Source organism: Arthrobacter sp. JCM 19049 (assembly GCF_001310435.1).
The window spans coordinates 1-1,177 of record NZ_BAXF01000591.1 but is presented as its reverse complement, the minus strand read 5'-3'; the positions used below and the strand labels follow the sequence as shown (position 1 = coordinate 1,177).

1 protein-coding gene and 2 pseudogenes are annotated in these 1,177 nt (G+C 69.0%); all 3 read right to left on the bottom strand.

Annotated features, from left to right (window positions below):
- Positions 1-22: 22 nt before the first annotated feature.
- Positions 23-286 carry a lysophospholipid acyltransferase family protein gene (locus JCM19049_RS23665; RefSeq protein ID WP_374700327.1) on the bottom strand — a complete coding sequence of 88 codons (264 nt, stop codon included), beginning with the start codon at positions 284-286 and terminating at the stop codon, positions 23-25.
- 28 nt (positions 287-314) lie between these two features.
- Positions 315-422: pseudogene (locus JCM19049_RS23660) on the bottom strand (hypothetical protein); the annotation flags it as partial.
- A gap of 124 nt (positions 423-546) precedes the next feature.
- A pseudogene (locus JCM19049_RS23655) lies at positions 547-600 on the bottom strand (hypothetical protein); the annotation flags it as partial.
- Positions 601-1,177 lie beyond the last annotated feature (577 nt).

Genomic DNA, 1,177 nt, shown 5'->3' with positions numbered 1-1,177 from the left:
GCCCCGGTCGCGGTCTGGCGGCTCAGCGTTTGCGCGGGGCGTAGACGTCGACGTACTGCTGCCCGGAGAGCTGCCCGATCGCCTCGCGGATCTCGTCGGCCACCTGGCGCAAGACCTGCGAATCCTGCGCCTGCCCGCGCCGGTCGGAGAAGTCCAGGGGCTGGCCGATGCGGATGCCGATCCGCCCCGGGCGCGGGATGCGCCGCCCGATGGGCTGGACCTTGTGGGTGTCGATCATCGCCACCGGGATCACCTGCGCCCCGCTTTCCAGGGCCAGCTTCGCCACCCCGAGCTTGGCCCGGTACAGCCGGCCGTCCGGGGAGCGGGTGCTCCGGGTAGATGCCCAGCAGCTTGCCCTCGGCCAGCGCCTCGGCGGCGCTGGCCAGTGACTGGGCCGACTTCGCTCCCCCGGAGCGGTCCATCGGCAGCTGGTTGATCGAGCGGAAGAACCAGGCCGTGAAGCGCCCCTTCAACGGTGCCGTTGAAGTACTCGTCCTTGGCCAGGAACACCACGGGCCGTTCCAGGCTGGCGGGCAGGAACACCGAGTCGGAGACCGACAGGTGGTTGGAGGCCAGGATCGCCGCGCCGGTGGGCGGCACGTGCTCGGTGCCGGTCAGGTCGATGCGGAAGAAGATCTTCAGCAGGGGGCGGACCGCGAACCGCTTGAGGAAGTCATACAGCACGTTTCTTGGGTTCCTTCGGGTGTCGGTGATGAATCGCAGGTTACCGCAGGGCCGGGGCGGTGTTCGCCGACCGCGTGGCTCCCTGTAACCAATTGTGCACTAGTCTCGAGGTGTGAGGCGGCAGAAAGGCAGGCTGATGTACCCCCAACCAAGCCCCAACAACAGCGACGCGGCCACCACCACGGACGGGCACGTCCCAGCGCAAGCGCAACTGTCCGCGGATGCCCAGCAGGCACCCGCTCCGCGCAAGGACGAGGTCGCGGTGCTGCTGATCCACGGGTTCACCGGCGCGCGCACCGCCATGCGCCCCTGGGCCAGGCCCTTGAGCAGGCCGGCTACCACACCCAGATGGTGCTGCTGCCCGGGCATGAGACCCGTTGGCAGGACATGGTCAAAGTGCCTACGCGCACTGGATCCACGCCACCGAGCAGGCGTTTGACGAACTGGCGGCCAGGTACCGCACGGTGTTCGTCGCCGGGCTGTCGATGGGCGG